Source organism: Collimonas sp. (assembly GCF_039923675.1).
Lineage (GTDB): Bacteria > Pseudomonadota > Gammaproteobacteria > Burkholderiales > Burkholderiaceae_D > Collimonas.
On record NZ_JBDTCG010000056.1, the window covers coordinates 65,824 to 85,049 of the forward strand.

The following is a 19,226-nucleotide window of genomic DNA, read 5'->3' on the forward strand; positions in this document are numbered from 1 at the left end:
AACCCCTCGGAATTGCTGGTGCGGCTGGCAGGAATCGAACCCACGACCCCTTGGTTCGTAGCCAAGTACTCTATCCAGCTGAGCTACAGCCGCGAAAAACAAAATTATATATTAGCTTTGTTTAATTTGGAAGAGAAAAAATATTTAAAAATGCCATATTTTCAATCGATTGCAGAGGAAACCTTTTTTTCTGCTTGCGCTCAACCAAGTCCGTTACTATGCCTGAATCGTTGCAAAATGGGAAGCTTTATTTTGAATTTGCCGTCTTTTTATTTCCGATTTCCTGCTATGGACAGCCTTCGGCGCCGGGGCAATAAGCAAAGTCGTCGAGTGCTATAATTAAACAATAATCATTATCATTTGTTGTTTTAAAAGAGGGTCGATCACATGAAGGTAAAAATAATCACTGCAGCCGTGCTGTTATCCCTTGGTATTGCAGGCGCTGCAACAGCTGCCGAATATCCGATCGGCAAGCAGCAAATCATGAACGGTCTTGAGGTTGCCGCTGTTTATCTTCAGCCGATCAAAATGGAGCCGGAAGGCATGATGCGCAAGGCGGAACTGTCGGACATCCATCTCGAAGCCGACATTCATGCAGTGAAGAATAATCCCAACGGTTTTGCCGAAGGCGACTGGATGCCCGACCTGGTCATTTCTTACGAATTCGTCAAAGCCGGCTCGCCCCAAGTCATCAAGGGCGACATGATGCCGATGGTGGCCAGCGATGGTCCGCATTACGGCGACAACGTCAAACTGGCGGGGCCGGGCAAATACACGTTGAAGATGATCATCTCGCCGCCGTCGGCGAATGCCGGCGCGCACTTTGGCCGCCATGTCGACAAGGAAACCGGCGTCGGCGCCTGGTTCAAGCCGTTTGAAGTGGACAACGATTTCGTCTTTGCCGGCGTTGGTAAAAAGGGCGGGTACTAATCTCTCATGAAACCTCTCGTGAAATTTCGATCGGAGAGCATGGCCATGGTGTTTGTTAAAGTGCGCGGCTTGTTGGGTCTTGGCCTGTTTTTTACTGCGGCTGTTGCAATCGCTGCCGACTTGCCGACCTTCAGACTGGAAATGAAGGATGGTATGTTGAATCCGGCGCGGATTGAAGTCCCGGCCGGTAAGAAAATCAAAATCGAAATCCATAATCTCGGCAAGTCGGCGGTGGAATTTGAAAGCGTCCAGCTACGCAAGGAAAAAGTGTTGGCGCCCGGCGCGGAATCGTTCGTCGTGATTGCACCGCTGTCGCCGGGCGAGTACAAGTTTTTCGATGATTTTCATGCGACTGCGCAGGGCGTGATCGTCGCCAAGTAAAGCCTGTTATATAAAAGCCGCTGTAAGCAGGGGCCGTTTGTGTTTGTAGATATTGCGGGACAGGATGCAGGAGTTGCCGGCTAAGCCGGGTGGCGAACTGTCCTGTCCTCAACTGACTGGAGATTCGGGATGGGCCAGGTATTATTCATCGTCTGGCGCGAGAGCGTCGAGGCCTTGCTGGTAGTAGGTATTTTGCATGCGTGGCTGAAAAACGGAGGCGAGGACGCGCGCCGCGGCTTGCCTTATCTGTGGAGCGGCGTCGGCGTCGGCATCCTGGCCGCGATCGGCCTCGGCGCAGCGTTACTGGGCTTTAGCGAATTGTTGTCGGGCGATGCGCAGGATTATTTCCAGATCGTCATGGTGATCCTGGCGGCGATACTGATCGTGCAGATGGTGTTCTGGATGCGCAAGCATGGCCGCACGTTGAAGCGCGATATGGAATCCTCGCTCAGCGAAAACATGCAGAAAGCCAGCTGGTGGGGCGTGTTTACGCTGGCGGCGCTGGCAATTGCGCGCGAGGGCAGCGAAACCGTGATTTTCCTGTACGGCCTCGGCTTGGCGCAACAGAGCGAGGGTGCCGGTTCCATGTTGCTGGCGGCGGTGCTCGGCTTTGCGCTGGCGTTCCTGACCTTCTATCTGTTGCAGCTCGGTGGTAGAATTTTTTCTTGGCGCCGCTTCTTCCAAGTTACTGAAATCATCTTGTTGTTCCTGGCTGCCGGCCTGTTGCTGACCGGCATCGAACGTCTGATGTCGCTGGATATTATTCCGACACTGATCGATCCGGTCTGGGACAGTTCGCGCTTGCTCGACGATACGACGACATTCGGCAACCTGGTATCCACCCTGACCGGCTACCGCGCACAACCGGCGTTGATGAGCCTGTTGGTGTACGCGGCTTATTGGGTGGCAGTCCTGTTGTTCCTGAAGCGCGCCCGGCCCCGGGCAACCCCCGCGAAATGATCTGATGACTACTTGTGCAATTCCTCAAACGCGACTCTCCCGTACGGCTGACTGGATGCGGGATCATGCGAAACTGATTCGCTGGGTGCAGTGGGGGATTGTGCTGCTCTACGGCTTCCTGATCCTGGTGCCGATCTTTCTGCCGCTGCCGGATGAGACTGCACATATCTGGTCGAACCTGACCCTGATCGCGCAATTTGCCTTCTGGGGTATCTGGTGGCCGTTCGTGCTGATCAGCATGGTGCTGATGGGGCGCGTCTGGTGCGGGGTGCTGTGTCCCGAAGGGGCGTTGACCGAGTTCGCCAGCCGCCACGGCCTGGGCAAGGCGATTCCCCACTGGATGCGCTGGGGCGGCTGGCCGTTCGTGGCGTTCGCGCTGACAACCATTTACGGCCAGATGGTCAGCGTCTATCAATATCCTAAAGCCGTGCTGCTGGTGCTGGGCGGCTCTACCGCCGGCGCCATCGTCGTCGGTTACCTGTATGGCCGCGACAAACGGGTCTGGTGCAAATACCTGTGCCCGGTGAATGGCGTGTTCGGCTTGCTGGCGAAGCTGGCGCCGTTTCACTACAAGGTCAATGAAACGGCATGGCGCGCTTCGTATGGCACGCAAAGCCATACTGGCGGCCGCACGATCATTCCGGTCAATTGCGCGCCACTGGTACCGTTGCGGGCCATGAAGGGCGCCGCGGATTGCCATATGTGCGGCCGTTGCAGCGGTCACCGCGACGCCATCGAACTGACCTGGCGCGCGCCTACCGAGGAAATCGTCCGGCATGGCGAGCAGCAAAACAGCCTGTGGGAAAGCGCTTTAGCCTTGTACGGCCTGATGGGAATCGCCATTGGCGCCTTCCACTGGTCGGCCAGCCCCTGGTTTGTGCAGATCAAGCAAGCCATTGCGGCCTGGCTGATCGACCGCGACATCATGTGGCCTTTCGACACGCATGCGCCGTGGTGGGTGTTTACCAATTATCCGGCGCAGAACGATGTTTTCAGCTGGCTCGACGGCGGGCTGGTGATTGCTTATATCCTGACTACCGGCCTGGTGCTTGGCACCGCGCTCACCGTGCTGTTCGCACTGAGCAGCCGCGTGCTCGGCGGCTGGGACCGCGCGCGTTTCAATCATCTGGTGCAAGCCACGATCCCGCTGGCCGGCTGCGGCGTGTTCGTCGGCTTGTCGGCCACCACGGTCAGTTTGCTGCGCGGCGAGCATCTGCCGATATTCTGGGCCAACGACTTGCGAGCCATCCTGCTGATCGCCACCACCTTATGGAGCGTATGGCTGGCCTGGCGCGTTACCGGGCGTTATACGACATCGTTCGGCCGCCGCTTATTCAGCATGACGCCAGTCATCGCCGGTTTGGCTCTGGTCGACTTTGCGTGGCTGCTGATGTTCTGGCTGTGGTAAATCCCCATCGTTACCAGTACCAAAACCAACAATCTTCAGTGTTTGCCGTGGTTAGTGCGTAAAATGTGGTTGTTGTCCCGTCCACATTTGGCGCGTCGGTATGCTCTCCGGATCAATAAGGAGAGCATGCCGTCGCCATCCGGGAACCGCTTTTTCAACTTTGGCTCACGTTTCCTCTATCATGGTTCGCCCACGCTTTTTACCTGACAACTTCACGTTGTTGCTGGTTACCACCGTTCTTATCGCCAGTCTCGTCCCTTGCAGGGGCCAGGTCGCGGTGTCCTTCAATCTGATCACCACGCTGGCCATCGGTCTGCTGTTTTTCCTGCATGGCGCCAAATTGTCGCGCGAGGCGGTGGTGCAGGGCGCATTGCATTGGCGTCTGCATCTGACGGTGCTGCTCGCCACTTTCGTTCTATTCCCGCTGCTGGGGCTGGTGCTCAAGCCGGCATTGCTGCCGTTGGTGACGCCCGACCTGTATCTGGGCATCCTGTTCTTATGCACTTTGCCGTCGACCGTGCAATCGTCGATCGCCTTTACCTCGGTCGCGCGCGGCAACGTGCCTGCCGCGGTCTGCAGCGCCTCGGCCTCGAATCTGCTGGGTATTTTCCTGACGCCGGTGCTGGTCGGGCTGGTGGTGGTGGCGCATGGGCAGGGCAAGGGCTCGTTCGATTCCATCATGAATATCGTGTTGCAGTTGCTGGTGCCTTTTATCGCCGGCCAGATTGCGCGGCGCTGGATCAGCGGCTGGCTCGAAAAGCATAAAATCATATTGAAGATAGTCGACCAGGGCTCGATCCTGCTGGTGGTCTACACGGCCTTCAGCGAAGCGGTGGTGCAGGGATTGTGGCAGCAATTGCCGCCGGTTTCACTGCTTGGCTTGATCGTGGTGGTGTCGCTGCTGTTGTTCGCGATGCTGACCATCGCCACCTTCGCCAGCCGGCGCATGGGTTTCAACAAGGAAGATGAAATCACGATTGTGTTTTGCGGCTCGAAGAAAAGCCTGGCGAGCGGCGTGCCGATGGCAAAGGTCTTGTTTGCGGGACATACCGTCGGTATGATCGTGTTGCCGTTGATGCTGTTCCACCAGATTCAATTGATGGTCTGCGCCGTGCTGGCGAAGCGTTACGCCAGCCGTCCGGTAGAAATAATGGCGGCGGGTCCGGGACCTGTGTGGTCCGACGTCAGCCCGGAAGATTGAAACAGGCCGGAAGAACACAGCGTCGGACGGATGCTGTGTTCTTTCGGCGGGTGCTGACATTGAAATCTACAGCTTACGGAGCGGGGTTGGGTTGGCGCGCATGAATCGCTTCAATCGCGCGCAAGATTTCTTCATCCAGTGTGAGGTTCACGCTGTCCAGGTTGCTCTGTAGCTGCGCCATCGTCGTCGCGCCAATGATATTGCTGGTCAAGAAACCGCGGCTGTTGACGAAAGCCAGCGCCATTTGCGCCGGATCAAGGCCGTGCTTTTTCGCCAGCGCGACATAGTCGCCGATCACCCGGTTGACTTGGGGATTGGTATAGCGGCTGAAGCGCTCGAATAAAGTCAGGCGGCCGGCAGCCGGCTTGGCGCCATCCAGATATTTCCCCGACAGCACGCCAAAGGCGAGCGGCGAATAAGCCAGCAGGCCGATTTGCTCGCGGTATGAAAATTCCGAGTGACCGATTTCAAAAGTCCGATTGAGCAGGCTGTACGGGTTTTGAATGCTGACCACGCGCGGCAAGTCGAATTTTTCAGATGCTCTCAGAAACTGCGCAATCCCCCACGGCGTTTCATTCGAAATCCCGATATGGCGCACCTTGCCGGCCTTGATGAAATCGGCCAGGATGGTCAGCGTTTCCTCGATCGGCACCGTGTCTTCATCGGCAATGTGCGTGTAGTTCTGTGTGCCGAAGCAATTGACGCTACGGTCCGGCCAATGCAATTGGTAGAGATCGACGTAATCCGTCTGCAGCCGTTCCAGGCTGCCATTCAGCGCTTCAGTCAATCCCTTGCGGTCGAAATTGTTGACGCCGCCGCGCACATGGCGCGGATTGTGCGGCTTGCGTGCCGGTCCGGTTGCCTTGGTGGCAATCATTACCTGGTCGCGCTTGCCGGATTTTTTCAGCCAGCTGCCGACATAGCGTTCGGTCGAGCCTTGCGTCTCTGCGCGCGGCGGCACCGGATACATTTCCGCGGTATCGATCAGGTTGACGCCGTGCGCCAGCGCCAGGTCGATTTGCGCATGGGCTTCCGCTTCGTTGTTTTGTTCGCCCCAGGTCATGGTGCCTAGCGTTATCAGGCTGACGTTAAGATTACTGTGTCCGAGTTCACGATATTGCATTGATGCTTCCTTTGCTGCGGGCAGAAAAATAATTGAATGGTTTGCGAAAATGCGGGGTAGTGCATCTACTACCGGCATCAGTGGCCGCCTGGCGCAATAATCGTAACAACCGGGCCGCGCGCCTTACTCTGACGGGGATATGCAGTATAGCGCGCAAGCGCCTCTGGCTGCAGGCCTCGGGTCAGCTGGTTTTGGTCGCGACGGCGGCTGGCGCGGCGGGGGCAGTATTGGTTGCCGCATGCGGATTCGGCAACCGGTCCAGACCGAACAAGGTCGGAAACAGCCGTATCCAAAGCACCACTACCACGATGGTGCCGATGCCGCCGAGCAGAACCGCATGCACCGGACCGAGCCAGGCAGCGGTAACGCCGGATTCAAATTCGCCAAGCTGATTCGAGGTACCGATGAACACCGAATTGACCGCGCTGACGCGGCCGCGCATATGATCCGGCGTTTCCAGTTGGACGAAGGAAGAGCGCACCACTACGCTGATCATGTCGGAAGCGCCGAGCACCGCCAGCGCCGCCAGCGACAAGATAAACCAGTGCGACAGCGCAAACACCATGGTCGCCAGGCCGAAAATGGCGACCGCGGTAAACATGGTGCGGCCGACACGCCGGCTCAGCGGTCGGCGCGCCAGGAAAATCGCGGTAGACAGGGCGCCTACCGCCGGCGCTGAACGCAGCAGGCCCAGGCCTAGCGGGCCGGTGGCGAGAATGTCGTGCGCATAAATCGGCAGCAATGCGGTGGCGCCGCCGAGCAGCACGGCGAACAAATCCAGCGAAATGGCGCCGAGAATCGCCGGCCTGCTTTTAATGAAGGCAATCCCCGCCAGCAAGGATTTGACGGTGGCGGGTTCGCGCCGTGGCAAGACGCTTTCAATCCGGATCAGCGATACCAGCAGGCTGGCGCCGATGAACAGGACGCTGCTACTGGTATACACCGCGCTTGGTCCGAGTACATACATGAAGCCGCCCAGCGCCGGGCCGATGATCACCGCGGTTTGCGTGGCCGATGCCGACCAGGCGATGGCGCGCGGCAGCAATCTTGGCGGCACCAGGCCAGGCACCAGCGCCTGCAAGGTGGGCGATTCAAAAGCGCGGGTGGCGCCGATCACGAACACAATCGCAAAGATCGCTTCCTTGGTCAGCCAGCCATGGTAACTGCCGATGGCCAGCGCGGCGGCAGCCAGGCCTTCGATAAACAGGCAGATACGGGCAATCTTGCGGCGGTCGTAGCGGTCGGCGACATGGCCGACCACCAGCGCCAGGAACAGGGCTGGCAGAAACTGTACCAGCCCGACCATGCCGAGATCGAAGGCGCTATGCGTCAGTTGATAAACCTGCCAGCCGACCGCAACGATCTGCATCTGGTTGGCGACAGTGGAAGCAACGCGTGCGCCCCAGAACAGGGTAAACGGGCGATGGCGCAGGACGGATTCGGTTTCAGGGGCGGGGTCTGGGGCAGCAGCGGGGGCGGTCATTGTTCGGTAACGGTAGCAGTGTCGGTGCGAGGAGAGGGCATAGGATATGCCGATCCGATAAAAAAAGCCGCTGTCTTCAGCGGCTTTTTTCTGGTGTGTGGCTATTCGGGGTGAAATTGGTGGGCAAATGTAAATTCATCCGTGCGCGGCGTGTACTTCAAGCCCTTGCGCAGCGCCCAGGTAGCGTATTGGTGATACAGGGGAATCAGCGCGTAGTCGTTGAGCGCTAGCACGGCGCCCTGGCGCGCAAAATCCTGGCGTTGCTTCTGGTCGACCGAGGCTAACGAGGATTGCACCAGCTGGTCTAGCTTCGGATTACTGTATTTGCCCCAGTTCCAGGAGCCCCAGCCAGTATCCGGATTGGTGGTGCCGAGCAGAGTGCGCAAGCCGAAGTCGCCGGCCAGCGTGCCCCAGCCCAGCAGCGCGGCGCTGTAGTCGCCGGCGCGCGCCTTGCCGAAGTAGACCGCCAGCGGCAGCGTTTCCACCTTGGCCTGGATGCCGACCCGGTTCAGGAATTGCGCCACCGTCTGCACCACGCGTTCGTCATTGATGTAACGGTTGTTGGGGCCATGCAGCGTGATGCCGAAGCCGTTGGGGTAGCCGGCCGCCGCCAGCAGTTTCTTGGCGCCTTCGGGATCGTATTTTTCTACCTTGAGCGCCTCGGCATAACCCAGGATGCCGGGGGCGACGATATTCGAGGCCGGCACCGCCAGTCCTTCCAGGGTGCGGTCGACCAGCGCCTGGCGGTTGATGGCCTTGGAAATCGCTTGCCGCACGCGTACGTCTTTCAGCGGGTTCTTGTCCAACGGTTTGCCATCTTTATCGGTAACGTCAGGCGACTTGTCGCGCGACTGGTCCAGGGTCCAGAAGATGGTGCGCCAGGATATTTTTTGCGCCAGTGTGAATTTCGGATTGGTCTTCAGCTTGGCCAGGTCGGCAGGCGGCACGTTTTCGATGGCGTCGACTTCACCTGCCAGCAAGGCTGCCAGGCGCGCGCCATCGGAGGTCAGGATGCGGAACGTGACCTTGTCCCATACCGGTTTCTCGCCCCAATAAGCATCGTTGCGGACCAGTTCGATACGGTCGCCGCGTTTGAAGCTGGAAAATTTAAACGGGCCGGTGCCCACGAGCGCCTTGCCACTGTTGAAATCCTCGGTCGTGGCGTTTTGCGCAGCTTGCTTGGAGACGATGAAAATCGTGCTGACATCCAGCGCCAGCGGGCCATAAGGCGTGGCGGTTTTCAGGCGCACTGTATACGGGTCGACTACCTGCTTACTGACAATTTGCTTGGTGTAGCTGGTAAATGGTCCGGGGCTGGTGGTCAGGGTGGCCGGGCGGTCCAGCGAAAATACAACGTCTTCCGCGGTCAGGTCGGAGCCGTCGCTGAATTTGACGCCATGGCGCAGCTTGAATTCCCAGGTCAGCGGATCGATGGCTTTCCAGGAAATGGCAAGACCCGGAATCAGCTGGCCGTTGGCGTCGACATTCACCAAGGCATCGAACAAATGCGACGAAAGCGAGATATTCGGCGCTATATTATTGAAATGCGGGTCCAGGGTGGACACATCGGCATATAATCCGATCTTCAGATCTGCGGCGTAGCTGGCCGCAGGGCCCAAAGAGGCCAGTGCGCTCAGGCCGGCAAAAGCCAGGACGAGGACTTTTTTTCTGTAAAGCTGAAGCATGCGATCTCCCAATCGTGATGAATTAAAGCGGTCCCCCCATTCTATGGTGGCTAATATAATTATCAAAACACAATAATTTCTTTTTGTTATGTGTTTTAGTTATATAAGGCATGCCGCCAAGGCTCGGCCGAAGATCGGCGCAGCAAGGTTAAACGTGTCCGAGGATTGCAATCGAAAATGCAACTCTTTCTCTCGACGCAACTTTTATTTGCTTACCCTGTGCTTTTAATAAAATTATCGGTTATAATGAGACATCGTTTAAGATTCGAGCTAGTAGTGCAGTATTAGTCTGTCATTTCTTTCTTGCTTCAAACGATCTAACGGGCGACAGCCCAACTTAACTGAAATAGGAAATGTAATGGCAACTGGTATCGTAAAGTGGTTCAATGATTCGAAGGGTTTTGGCTTTATTACTCCTGACGAAGGTGGTGAAGATCTGTTCGCTCACTTCTCCGCAATCAATTCTTCCGGCTTCAAGTCGCTGCAAGAGAACCAACGCGTTTCTTTCGAAGTTACTGCTGGCCCAAAGGGTAAGCAAGCTTCGAACATTCAAGCCATCTAATTAAATTTAGTCGCTGAATCAGCATCGCAAAAATCCCCGGTTCGCCGGGGATTTTTTTCGTCTGTAGCAATCGCAATGCTTGGCTGTCATCCCTGGCCGTCATCCTTAACCGTAATGTTCCCATGGAATATCGCGATACTTTTCTCGATATTCCTGCCAAAATCCCTTTCGATATGTCCCCCGATACCCATCGCAATGCAGGCGGCAACAGGCACTATAAGACATCAAAGACTGGCAGTTGTCAGGAAGCTGTAAGCGTGGCCTGAAATGCTGGAGAAGTCTGTATACAGATGGCAATTTTTTACAGTAAGCTGGATGATGTTTTACCTTAACCGAGTGCTTCGGTATCGATGTGTGCCGGCGCTTATCTTATAAAAAATATCGAGGAGAGAACATGAACACCATAGGCAAAGCGTGTGTGGCGGCAGCGCTGATGAGTTGGTCGTTGGCGACGATGGCGGCGGATCCTATCAAGATTGGCGTCAGCGGGCCTTTCACCGGCGGTTCGGCGCCGATGGGTGTTTCCATGCGCGACGGCGTCAAGCTGGCGGTAGCCGATATCAACGCCAAGGGCGGGGTGTTGGGGCGCCAATTGCAACTGATCGAGCGTGATGACGAAGCCAAGAACGAACGCGGCGTCCAGATTGCCCAGGAATTGATCAATAAGGAAAAAGTGGTTGGCACGGTTGGCTTCATCAATACCGGCGTCGCCCTGGCTTCGCAGCGTTTCTACCAGGAAGCCAAGATTCCTGTCATGGATAACGTTGCCACCGGCACCATCGTCACCAAGCAATTTGTCGCGCCGGAGTACAAGGATAACTACGTGTTCCGTAATGCCGCCAACGACAGCATCCAGTCGGCGATGATTGTCGATGAAGCGGTGATTCGCCAAAAGCACACCAAAGTCGCGATTCTGGCTGACTCGACCAACTACGGTCAGCTCGGGCGGGAAGACCTGGAGCGCGCGCTGGCCGCCAAGGGCATCAAGCCGGTCGCCGTCGAGAAATACAATCTGAAAGACGTCGACATGACGGCCCAGCTGCTGAAGGCGAAGCAGGGCGGCGCCGAAGTGGTGCTGACCTATGGCATCGGCCCTGAGTTGGCGCAGATTGCCAACGGCATGGAAAAACTCAACTGGAAAGTGCCTATCATCGGCAGCTGGACATTATCGATGGGAAATTTCATCGACAATGCCGGCAAGAATGGAGAAGGCGCGCGCATGCCGCAAACCTTTATCCAGGATCCCAGCACGCCTAAACGCAAGGCTTTCATCGATGCCTATCAAAAAGCCTACAAGGTGGACCGCATTCCATCGCCGGTTTCTGCGGCTCAAGGGTACGACTCTGTCTACCTGCTGGTTGCTGCAATCAAGCAAGCCGGCAGCACCGACGGCGTCAAGGTGCGTGAGGCGCTGGAAAGCCTGAATGGCGCGGTCGAGGGAGTGGTGACAACCTATAACAAGCCGTACACCCGCGACGAACATGAAGCGATCAAGCCAAGCATGGTGGTGATCGGCGAGGTCAGGAATGGCCGCGTAGTGTTAGCCAAGTGACAGGAGGCCGGCGTGCCGCGATGGCGGCGGCCGGCAAATAATCTGTCTGATGCGTTTATGTTCCAGCCTGTGCTGCTTGCGGGCTGGATTTGTTTCGTCAAACGCTAGCGCCGCTTTGCCATAGCGCGGTCGTTGCTTTTTTTGCTCTACTTGGCGCATTCTCTCGGACCCATCATGGAAATTCTGCTGCAACTCGTCTTCAGCGGCATCGCGCTTGGCATGATCTACGCGGTGATCGCTTTCGGTTATCAACTCACATTCGCCACTTCCGGCACCCTCAATTTCGGCCAGGGCGAAGCCTTGATGCTAGGCGCCCTGGTCGGTCTTAGCCTGGTCGGCAATATCCATGGCGGCCCTTATCTGAACTACTGGCTGATGATTCCGGTGGTGATCGTGTTCGGCGCGCTGCAAGGCGCAGTGGTCGAGTGGATCGGCGTGCGTCCGGCGCTCAAGATCAAATCGGAATTCGGCTGGATCATGTCGACCATCGCGTTGGCGATTATCTTCAAGAACGTCGCTGAAAACATCTGGGGCAAGGACGACCTGACTTTTCCGTCGCCGCTGTCTTCCACGCCGTTCCAGGTATTCGGCGCCAATGTCCAGCCGATGCAGGTGGTGGTGGTGCTGGGCGCGCTGGCGATGATGCTGGCGGTCGAGCTGTTCAATCGTAAATCGATCTATGGCAAGGCGGTGGTCGCCACCTCGAATGATCGCGATGCGGCCGGACTGATGGGCATCAACACCAGCATGGTGATCACGTTTTCGTATGCCTTGTCGTCGGCCACCGCCGCTTTCGCCGGCGTACTGGTGGCGCCGCTGACGCTGACCGGCGCCACCATGGGTACCTCGCTCGGCCTGAAGGCTTTCGCGGTGGCGATTATCGGTGGCCTGACATCCGGCATGGGGGCGATTGTCGGCGGCCTGATTCTGGGAATCGCCGAGACATTGACCGGCTTCTATATTTCCACCGGCTACAAGGAAGTGCCCGGCCTGGTGCTGTTGCTGCTGGTGCTGGCGATCAAGCCGGCGGGCCTGTTCGGCAAGACAGCGATCAAGAAGGTGTGAATATGAATAAAAAATTATTCGCACTGTCTATCGTCGGGATCTTGCTGCTGCTGGCGTTTCCGCAGATTGTTCCGAATCCGTATTACATCCACCTGGCCGAAACCGTCCTGATCTACGCCATCCTGCTGTTCGGACTGGACATCGTGGTCGGCTATACCGGCCAGGTGTCGCTCGGGCATGCCGGGTTGTTCGGCATCGGCTCGTACACCACCGGCGTACTGGTGTTCAAGCTTGGCTGGCCGATCCTGATTGCCGCGCCGGCCAGCCTGGTGGTCACCGCCGGCTTCGGCGCCATCCTGGCTTTGCCCGCGTTGCGGGTGACCGGCCCCTACCTGGCCATGGTGACGCTGGCGTTCGGCACCATCATTCAGATCCTGATCAATGAAATGAGTTTCCTGACGGAAGGGCCGATGGGGATCAAGCTGGTCAAGCCAGCTTTTTTCGGCCATCGCCTGGATGAAGTGGAATATTTTTATCTGGTGGCGGCCTTGATGGTGCTGTCGCTGATCGTGGTCCACCGGATCGTCAAATCGTATCTGGGACGTGCCTTCCAGGCGCTGCGCGATAGCCCGATTGCGTCAGATTGCATGGGTGTTTCGGTATACCGCTACAAAGTGGTGGCGTTCGTCATCAGCGCCGCGCTGGCAGGGTTGGCGGGCAGCCTGTATGCCTATTCCGAAGAATATATTTCGCCGAATACCTACAACTTCGAGCTGACCATCCTGTTCCTGCTGGCGGTCATCATGGGCGGCCGCAAAAGCCGTATCGGTTCGCTGCTCGGCGCCCTGATTGTGGTCTTGCTGCCGAGCTTGCTGGCAGATATCGAGCTGTTTCGGCAGATCGCCACCACGGCGGCGATGATTGGCGTACTGGCGGCGGCTTTCCTGTTATGGAAAAAGCGCAAGACTGCGCGGGAATTGGCGGTGCCGCTGGTCGCTACCGTCGGCATGGCGATATTTTCCTATAAGCTGGAAAATATCACTGACTGGCGGTTGACGATATTCGGTTTGATGACATTGTTCGTGGTGTATTACCTGCAGGACGGGATTGTCGGTTTCGCCCGCAACATGTTTGGCCGCAAACTGAACGCGAGCGATAAACCGGTTGGCGTTGCGGCCAGCCCTGAACAGGCCTGGGCGACAAGCGGGGGCAGCGTCGCCGTCGGCGGCACACTGCTGAGCGGCCAGAAAATCCTGATGCAGTTCGGCGGCCTCAAAGCCTTGAATGAAGTCAACCTGGACATCGTCAAAGGCAGCGTGCACGGCCTGATCGGGCCGAACGGCTCGGGCAAGAGCACCATGATGAACGTCCTCACCGGCATCTACAAGCCGACCGCCGGCAAGGTGGAATTCAACGGCAAGACGATTTCCGGCTCGACGCCATCGGCTATCGCCCTGGGTGGGGTCGCCCGTACTTTCCAGAACGTGCAGTTATTCGGCGAAATGACGGCCACGGAAAACGTGCTGGTCGGCTTGCATCACACTTTCCGCAGCAACGTGCTGGACGTGATCTTCAATACGCCGCGTTACCGGCGCGAAGAGCAACGCGCCAGAGAGCGCGCGGCAAGCATTCTGAAATTCGTCGGGCTCGACGGTCTGGCCGGCGAGGAGGCGCGCAACCTGCCATATGGCAAGCAGCGCTTGCTGGAAATCGGCCGCGCGCTGGGCTTGAATCCGGAGCTGCTGCTGCTGGATGAACCTGCAGCCGGACTGACGGCGCCGGACATCAAGGAGCTGATTGCGATCATCCACAAGATCCGCGAACACGGCGTCACGATTATCCTGATCGAACATCACATGGATGTCGTGATGTCGATTTCCGATACCGTGACGGTGCTGGATTTTGGCCAGAAAATCGCTGAAGGCAAACCGGCCGCGGTGCAAAATGATCCCAAGGTGATTGAAGCGTATCTTGGCGGCAGCGCGGGCGAAGCAGAAATCAGCGCGCCATCCACTTCCAACGCAGCGGGGTCATAAGATGCTTTCGATTTCCAATTTGCATGCCGCGTATGGCAAGGTTGAAGTGTTGCACGGTATTTCGCTAGACGTACCGAAAGGCAAGGTGGTGACGCTGATCGGTTCCAACGGCGCCGGCAAGACCACCACCATGCGCGCCATCTCCGGCATGATCAAAGCCAAAGCCGGCAGCGTTACGCTGGCTGGTGTCGATGTCACCGGCATGGCTTCGCACAAGATTGCGCGCGCCGGGCTTGCGCACTCGCCTGAAGGGCGGCGCGTGTTTGCCACCATGAGCGTGGTCGATAATCTGCTGCTCGGCGCATTTCCTCGCTTTACCCGCATGCGTCCGCGCGGCGACATCAAGCTGGATCTTGAACGCGCGCTGGAATTATTTCCACGCCTGAAAGAGCGGCAAAGCCAGCTGGCCGGCACCTTGTCCGGCGGTGAGCAACAGATGCTGGCCATGGCGCGCGCCGTGATGCTTAATCCGGAAGTGATTTTGCTCGACGAGCCCTCGATGGGGCTGGCGCCGATCCTGGTGGAAGAAGTGTTCCGCATCATTTCCCGGCTCAAGGCCGAGGGAGTGACGATGTTGCTGGTCGAGCAATTCGCTGCCGCGGCCCTGAATGTCGCGGATTATGGTTACGTGCTGGAAAACGGGCGGATTTCAGTACACGGACCTGCGGAGAAATTGAAAAATGATCCGGCGGTGAAGGCGGCGTATCTGGGCGGTAGCCAGCACTGATTAGGTGCAAAATATTGTTAAGTGGAAATCATTTTGAGCGAACAATCGTTTTGTGTGAGTTATATGTCACTAATGTTCAAGATGTGAACAGGGTTTAGTTTTCTTCCGTGCTCCGAACGTGAGAATCTGGCAATACCGTAATGCAATGTATGCATATAGCGGCCAACCATGTTTTCTTCACTGGAGCATTCGACATGAAACAAGACCATTCAGTAGTCACATCCGGTCACGCTATCTACGACGACAGCGCAGCCCTATCCTTGTCGGCAACAAACGCTGTGGCAGCGTTGCGTGAGCAACGCTTGCCATTCACTATCCGGATAGTGAATGACGAACAGGCTTTGCAAAAAGCCGTTGGAATTCGCCATGCCGCGTATAGCCGCCATTTGCCGGAGCTGGCGCAAAACCTGAGGGAATTCGAGCTGGCAGATATCGCACAAGACACGATCATACTGTTAGCCGAGTCCAAGCTTGACGGTTCATCTTTGGGTACGATGCGTATTCAAACAAATTATGATCAACCATTAGTGCTGGAGCAATCGGTAACCTTGCCGGCGTGGTTGCAGGGATGCCGATTGGCGGAGGCTACCCGCTTGGGCGTGACGTCTGGTCAAATCGGCAAGATGGTAAAGACCTTGCTTTTCAAAGCCTATTTTTTATATTGCGTGGAAAACGGAATTGACTGGATGGTGATTACAGCGCGCTCGCCGCTAGATCGGCAATACGATGCTCTGCTGTTCCAAGATGTATTTTCCGGCGGGCAGTTCATCCCTATGCAGCATGTCGGCATGTTGCCTCATCGTGTCATGGCGTTTGAAGTGGCGACCGCCAGAACGCGCTGGGCCGCCGCCGCACATCCGTTGTTTGCCTTGATGTTTGAAGTGCATCATGCTGATTTGATTCTGGACCAATCTCACAATTTGTTAACGGTCCGGCATGGCGCATCCAGGAGCCGTAATAATCAAGAAGGGGACCAACAGATGGACAAGCCCTTGGGTTAGCGATTCAATTCATATTTTTAAATTAAGGCGTCGAGAGGGCGATATTGTCGTAAAAGAACATCATGGTGCTTTTTTTACAGTACAGTAGAACCCTCTCACTCTACGGACGCGATGTTTATGTGGCTATTCCATGCCGACACGCCGAAAAATCTCACTAAAAACCTTAAGCCGCAAGACTGGGCGGTGTTTTATTTTTCGGTTGTGGTGGTGCCAGCTTTGGTTATTGCATTTACGATCCTTGCATTCGCCACCCTTGACAGCCGCTTCGGGCATAGCGAACCAAGCTCGTCGCCGTTTCATGTGCTGAGCGACCCGGAGCAGCGTCTGCAGCCGGAGCAGGCATTTCAGAAGCTGGCCGGCACATCGCTACAGCCCTACTACAACACGCAATTGCAAGAGACGCCATTCTGGTTTTCTTTTCTGGTGCCGGCGACCACTGATTCCGGCGCTGCGGAGGTCGAACTGCCATCGCGCCATGCGCAGCAGTTGAGTTGCTGGGATGAAGGTGGTCGGCGCCTGCTTGGAACGGGTAGCCGCTACAAGGTCGATGGCCAGGTCAAGTCAGAAAAAACCGGATTCATTTTATCGATTGCGGCGCATCCCGCATCTGTGGAAGTGCTGTGCAAGGGCTTTTTTTCCGGCCCGGCACGGATTACCGTGCGCCAGTGGAGCAACCTGGATTTCGCGCAATCACAGAAGGAGTTCTATCGCGGCATAGGCCTGATGGAGGGAGGTCTGCTGACCTTGACGCTGTTTGTGCTGGTAGCCGCTTTAATCAATCGCGAATGGATGTATGTCTTGTTTGCCATATGGCTGCTGGGTAATCTTCGTCTCGGCGCCAATGCGATGGGATGGGATGCCCATTGGCTGATATGGACGATCCCGAACCAGTGGTTGCCATGGCTGCGCAAATTGACTTTTGCCATCTATTACATCGTGACGTTTACCTTGTTCGGCAGATTGTTCCAGAATGAGTTGAAGCAGATCGGCTTTGTGTTCCTGCAAAATGTTTTGCGTTGGCTAGGCGCAGTCTTGTTGGTCGCCGCCTTATTCCTGTCGTACCAGCATTTTCTTCCGATGTTATGGTGCTGGACTGTCACCGGCATACTCATATTGATTTTCTTGCTGGCCCGCATCGTGTGGAAAGCCCGCACCCGGGCCGTGCTCTGGTACTGCGCGTCCATGTTTGTCGTGTTGTTCACGCGAGTGGACGAAGTGGTCGCAGCAGCATTTGGCATCAAGACACTGGACGAGGTCCCCAACAATGTGATTGTGGCATTGCTGTCGAGCCTCATGGCGTCGTTTGCCTTTGCCGAACAAATGCGCGCCGGAAAACGCGAATTGGCGATGGTCCAGGCCGAATTACGCACTACCTATGAGGTTACGCCGATCGGTTTGTTTACGCTTTCCGCCGACGGCAGTTTTGTACGCACCAATCCTGCTCTGGAAAAAATCCTGGGACATGATCCCGGTGCGCAGTGGCTAAAGAAATGGGACGACTATTTCGAGCCGGGCGCCCATGACAAGCTTTGGAAGATCGTTTCCGGCAACAGCGGCAATGAGGCCGAGCTGCACGGGATTGCCGGTGCCGACGGCAACGCCAGCACCTATCTGGTCACTGTGACGTTTGCCAATGGCCGCATCGAAGGCTCGCTGCAAGACATCACCGATCGTTCGCACGCAGTCGAGCGTTTGCGTTTCCTGGCCGAGCATGACCCGCTGACCGGCGTATTGAACCGACGCGGCATTGAGATCCTGCTGGAACAAGCTATCGAGCGCCAATGCGACGACCGACCTCTGGCCTTGGCTTATCTTGACCTGGATCGCTTCAAGCTGATCAACGATTTGTTCGGTCATCAATCCGGCGACGAAGTATTGAAGCAACTGTGTGAACGCGTCGAGCTATTGCTGGGCGAGGGCAACCATATCGGCCGTATTGGCGGCGACGAATTCATTATCCTGTTCCAGGATGTGCAGATTGGCGCCGCCACGGAAATTTGTTCGGCCATCATCCAACGAATCAGCTATCAGTCTTATCACATAGGCGCGCGCGCATTTCAGGTCAAGGGCTCCATCGGCCTGATCGAAGTGGCGGCCGGGATGCGGGTGCAAGACGCCATTTCAGCCGCCGATCGCGCCTGCCGGGAAGCCAAGAAGGCCCACGACGAGCATATCGTGGTGTATCACAAGAATGCGTCGGTATTCCGTGAACGGATGGAGGAACTCAGCCTGATCGAAAGACTAGGAGGGGAATTCTTGCCGGCTGGCCTGTTCGTTGAAATGCAGCCGATCATGTCGCTGAAAGAACCGGAGGCCTCGCTCAATTTTGAAGTGCTGCTAAGGCTGCGCGATGCCGACAATAAAGTTGTGCCGGCAACCAGGGTGATTGCAGCGGCGGAAGAAAATGGCAGCATTGCGATGATTGACCGCTGGGTCATGACGACGGTGCTGGAGTGGCTGGATGCGCATCAGGCGCAGCTACCGTTGACCAAGTTTGTTTGCGTGAATTTGAGTGGAGCTTCACTCAATGATGAAAAATTCATCCAGGATCTTTTTGTGATTTTGGGCAAGCACTTGCAGGTAGTGCCGTTGCTGTGCATCGAGGTCACGGAAAGCGTGGCGCTGCACGATCTTGAACATACCAGCCGCATTATCGAGCGTTTGCAAGCGCTCGGCGCCAAGGTGGCATTGGATGATTTCGGCGCCGGCTATACCTCGTTTACCTACCTGAAGAGCCTGTCGGCGGATGCCTTGAAAATTGATGGCGCATTCATTCAAAGCATGAGCAAGCATCCCGCCAATGAGGCGATCGTCGAAGCGATTGTCGAGCTGGCGCGCAACCTTGGCATGAAGAGTATTGCCGAGTGGGTGGAAGACTGTGCAATGATCGAAGCGCTGGCCAAGTTTGGCGTTGATTACGTGCAGGGTTTTATCGTGGCCAAGCCACAATCCCCCGATGCCATCCTGCTGGCCCGTTCAGCGGCCAGTTTCATTACCGACCCGGACGTTGCACGCTTTGTCGCGGAGCGCCGTAACGGCGGCAACCCTGAAAGCGAGGGCCGGTTGCCCTCTAATTTGCATTGAGAAAGCTGCCGGGCTCGCCCAATTGCGCTCCCGGCTGCGTCAGTGCTACAACCTTCCCGGCGACCGTTATTTGCCGAAAACATGCTCT

The 19,226-nt window shown here is 56.6% G+C and carries 15 protein-coding genes and 1 tRNA gene; 12 read left to right on the top strand and 4 right to left on the bottom strand.

Features of this window, described 5'->3' with window-relative positions; translation table 11 throughout:
- Positions 1 to 16: 16 nt before the first annotated feature.
- Positions 17 to 93, bottom strand: a tRNA-Arg gene (locus tag ABI171_RS11630).
- 294 nt (positions 94 to 387) lie between these two features.
- Between ABI171_RS11630 and ABI171_RS11635 the strand changes: the two genes are divergently transcribed.
- The 5 genes from ABI171_RS11635 to ABI171_RS11655 all read left to right on the top strand — a co-directional run bounded on the left by ABI171_RS11635 (position 388) and on the right by ABI171_RS11655 (position 4,880).
- Positions 388 to 930, top strand: a complete 543-nt coding sequence (locus ABI171_RS11635; RefSeq protein ID WP_348092721.1) for an iron transporter — start codon at positions 388 to 390, stop codon at positions 928 to 930.
- Positions 931 to 975: 45 nt separating this feature from the next.
- Entirely contained in the window at positions 976 to 1,311 is a 336-nt protein-coding gene (locus ABI171_RS11640) for a cupredoxin domain-containing protein (RefSeq protein ID WP_348092964.1), read from the top strand.
- 129 nt (positions 1,312 to 1,440) lie between these two features.
- Positions 1,441 to 2,271, top strand: coding sequence for an FTR1 family protein (locus tag ABI171_RS11645; RefSeq protein WP_348092722.1), 831 nt, complete (start codon positions 1,441 to 1,443; stop codon positions 2,269 to 2,271).
- Between the two features lie 55 nt (positions 2,272 to 2,326).
- Positions 2,327 to 3,679, top strand: coding sequence for a 4Fe-4S binding protein (locus tag ABI171_RS11650; protein ID WP_348092723.1), 1,353 nt, complete (start codon positions 2,327 to 2,329; stop codon positions 3,677 to 3,679).
- Between the two features lie 181 nt (positions 3,680 to 3,860).
- Positions 3,861 to 4,880: a bile acid:sodium symporter family protein gene (locus ABI171_RS11655; protein ID WP_348092724.1), complete on the top strand. Its 1,020-nt coding sequence runs from the start codon at positions 3,861 to 3,863 to the stop codon at positions 4,878 to 4,880.
- Positions 4,881 to 4,953: 73 nt separating this feature from the next.
- Here the strand turns inward: ABI171_RS11655 and ABI171_RS11660 are convergent, their stop codons facing one another.
- The 3 genes from ABI171_RS11660 to ABI171_RS11670 form a co-directional block, all read right to left on the bottom strand.
- Positions 4,954 to 6,003 carry an NADP(H)-dependent aldo-keto reductase gene (locus ABI171_RS11660; RefSeq protein WP_348092725.1) on the bottom strand — a complete coding sequence of 350 codons (1,050 nt, stop codon included), beginning with the start codon at positions 6,001 to 6,003 and terminating at the stop codon, positions 4,954 to 4,956.
- 181 nt (positions 6,004 to 6,184) lie between these two features.
- Positions 6,185 to 7,486, bottom strand: coding sequence for an MFS transporter (locus ABI171_RS11665; RefSeq protein WP_348092726.1), 1,302 nt, complete (start codon positions 7,484 to 7,486; stop codon positions 6,185 to 6,187).
- 101 nt (positions 7,487 to 7,587) lie between these two features.
- Positions 7,588 to 9,171 carry an ABC transporter substrate-binding protein gene (locus tag ABI171_RS11670; RefSeq protein WP_348092727.1) on the bottom strand — a complete coding sequence of 528 codons (1,584 nt, stop codon included), beginning with the start codon at positions 9,169 to 9,171 and terminating at the stop codon, positions 7,588 to 7,590.
- A gap of 358 nt (positions 9,172 to 9,529) precedes the next feature.
- On the opposite strand from ABI171_RS11670, the gene ABI171_RS11675 reads away from it, so the two are divergent.
- The 7 genes from ABI171_RS11675 (at position 9,530) to ABI171_RS11705 (ending at position 19,138) form a co-directional block, all read left to right on the top strand.
- Complete coding sequence (locus ABI171_RS11675; protein WP_014005790.1) at positions 9,530 to 9,733, top strand: cold-shock protein; 204 nt, start codon at positions 9,530 to 9,532, stop codon at positions 9,731 to 9,733.
- Positions 9,734 to 10,127: 394 nt separating this feature from the next.
- Positions 10,128 to 11,285 carry an ABC transporter substrate-binding protein gene (locus tag ABI171_RS11680; protein WP_348092728.1) on the top strand — a complete coding sequence of 386 codons (1,158 nt, stop codon included), beginning with the start codon at positions 10,128 to 10,130 and terminating at the stop codon, positions 11,283 to 11,285.
- A 174-nt stretch (positions 11,286 to 11,459) separates the two neighbouring features.
- On the top strand, positions 11,460 to 12,350 hold the full coding sequence (locus tag ABI171_RS11685) for a branched-chain amino acid ABC transporter permease (RefSeq protein ID WP_348092729.1): 891 nt from the start codon (positions 11,460 to 11,462) through the stop codon (positions 12,348 to 12,350).
- 2 nt (positions 12,351 to 12,352) lie between these two features.
- Complete coding sequence (locus ABI171_RS11690) at positions 12,353 to 14,326, top strand: branched-chain amino acid ABC transporter ATP-binding protein/permease (protein WP_348092730.1); 1,974 nt, start codon at positions 12,353 to 12,355, stop codon at positions 14,324 to 14,326.
- A gap of 1 nt (position 14,327) precedes the next feature.
- The gene (locus tag ABI171_RS11695; protein WP_348092731.1) at positions 14,328 to 15,053 is read left to right on the top strand and encodes an ABC transporter ATP-binding protein; all 726 of its coding nucleotides are present in this window, start codon (positions 14,328 to 14,330) and stop codon (positions 15,051 to 15,053) included.
- Positions 15,054 to 15,247: 194 nt separating this feature from the next.
- Positions 15,248 to 16,054: a hypothetical protein gene (locus ABI171_RS11700; protein ID WP_348092732.1), complete on the top strand. Its 807-nt coding sequence runs from the start codon at positions 15,248 to 15,250 to the stop codon at positions 16,052 to 16,054.
- A gap of 117 nt (positions 16,055 to 16,171) precedes the next feature.
- A complete protein-coding gene (locus ABI171_RS11705) occupies positions 16,172 to 19,138 on the top strand; it encodes an EAL domain-containing protein (RefSeq protein WP_348092733.1) in 2,967 nt (988 codons plus the stop codon).
- The last annotated feature ends 88 nt before the right edge of the window (positions 19,139 to 19,226 follow it).

Bases quoted from the DNA above. Each gene is read 5' to 3' on its own strand.
- ABI171_RS11635 (WP_348092721.1), top strand. From the start codon at position 388: ATGAAGGTAAAAATAATCACTGCAGCCGTGCTGTTATCCCTTGGTATT.
- ABI171_RS11640 (WP_348092964.1), top strand. From the start codon at position 976: ATGGTGTTTGTTAAAGTGCGCGGCTTGTTGGGTCTTGGCCTGTTTTTT.
- ABI171_RS11645 (WP_348092722.1), top strand. From the start codon at position 1,441: ATGGGCCAGGTATTATTCATCGTCTGGCGCGAGAGCGTCGAGGCCTTG.
- ABI171_RS11650 (WP_348092723.1), top strand. From the start codon at position 2,327: ATGCGGGATCATGCGAAACTGATTCGCTGGGTGCAGTGGGGGATTGTG.
- ABI171_RS11655 (WP_348092724.1), top strand. From the start codon at position 3,861: ATGGTTCGCCCACGCTTTTTACCTGACAACTTCACGTTGTTGCTGGTT.
- ABI171_RS11660 (WP_348092725.1), bottom strand. From the start codon at position 6,003: ATGCAATATCGTGAACTCGGACACAGTAATCTTAACGTCAGCCTGATA.
- ABI171_RS11665 (WP_348092726.1), bottom strand. From the start codon at position 7,486: ATGACCGCCCCCGCTGCTGCCCCAGACCCCGCCCCTGAAACCGAATCC.
- ABI171_RS11670 (WP_348092727.1), bottom strand. From the start codon at position 9,171: ATGCTTCAGCTTTACAGAAAAAAAGTCCTCGTCCTGGCTTTTGCCGGC.
- ABI171_RS11675 (WP_014005790.1), top strand. From the start codon at position 9,530: ATGGCAACTGGTATCGTAAAGTGGTTCAATGATTCGAAGGGTTTTGGC.
- ABI171_RS11680 (WP_348092728.1), top strand. From the start codon at position 10,128: ATGAACACCATAGGCAAAGCGTGTGTGGCGGCAGCGCTGATGAGTTGG.
- ABI171_RS11685 (WP_348092729.1), top strand. From the start codon at position 11,460: ATGGAAATTCTGCTGCAACTCGTCTTCAGCGGCATCGCGCTTGGCATG.
- ABI171_RS11690 (WP_348092730.1), top strand. From the start codon at position 12,353: ATGAATAAAAAATTATTCGCACTGTCTATCGTCGGGATCTTGCTGCTG.
- ABI171_RS11695 (WP_348092731.1), top strand. From the start codon at position 14,328: ATGCTTTCGATTTCCAATTTGCATGCCGCGTATGGCAAGGTTGAAGTG.
- ABI171_RS11700 (WP_348092732.1), top strand. From the start codon at position 15,248: ATGAAACAAGACCATTCAGTAGTCACATCCGGTCACGCTATCTACGAC.
- ABI171_RS11705 (WP_348092733.1), top strand. From the start codon at position 16,172: ATGTGGCTATTCCATGCCGACACGCCGAAAAATCTCACTAAAAACCTT.